At 61.4% G+C, this 844-nt stretch carries 1 protein-coding gene; it reads right to left on the bottom strand.

The genetic code is table 11. The features are described 5' to 3' along the window. Positions 1 to 844: ABC transporter ATP-binding protein (locus ACTHUR_RS12900; protein WP_440398890.1), on the bottom strand; the 844-nt coding region annotated here is incomplete at both ends.

The raw sequence follows: 844 nt of genomic DNA, 5'->3' as shown, positions 1-844 counted from the left end.
TTTTCATCCACGCTGATGCTGATTTCCTGTCCGGTTTGCGGTTTGTCCGTATCGTGGTCGGCATGGGGATACCAAATCAAATCGCCGTATTGCGGATGGGCGAGGGTGAGGCGTATGCCTTCGGCGAGGGGGACGGCTTCGCTGATGCGGACGGCCGTGCCGTTCGGGTCGAATCGTATGGCGTGTTGGGGGATGTAGCGTGTGTCGCCGGTGTTGGCCAAACCGAGCAACAGGGCGGCTTGGGCGTTGACGGGGCGGCGGATAAGGGTTTCCGGCGTGCCGTGTTGGAGGATGCGGCCTTCGTGCATGATGGCGATGGTGTCGGCCATGGTGCAGGCTTCTTCGGCGGAGTGGGTCACGAGGATGGCGGGGATGTTTTGGCTGCGGATGCGTTCGGCAGTCAGGGTGCGCAGGTGGTGGCGCAGGTGGGTGTCGAGGCTGGAGAAGGCTTCGTCCAAGAGCAACAGTGACGGGCGCGTGATTAGGGCGCGTGCGAGGGCGAGGCGTTGCTGTTCGCCGCCGGAGAGGCTTTCGGGTTTGCGTTGGGCTTCGTGTTCCAAACCGATGTCGCGCAAGGCCTGCATGGATTGTTCTTCGATTTCGGCTTTGGGCAGACGGCGCATTTTGAGGCCGAAGCCGACGTTGTCGAGGGCGGTTAAATGCGGCAAAAGGGCGTAGTCTTGAAACATCAGCGAGATATTGCGTTTTTCAGACGGCATGTCGGTGATGTTGTCGCCGTTGAGCCAGACTTCGCCGGTGTCGGGACGCACCAGGCCGACGATGGTTTTGAGCAGGGTGGATTTGCCGCAGCCGGAGCGGCCGAGTACGGCGAGAATTTCGCCTG

Source organism: Neisseria sp. P0021.S007, assembly GCF_051956855.1.
Note: the sequence above shows the minus strand (reverse complement) of the source record. Positions and strands in the feature narration are given on the sequence as shown.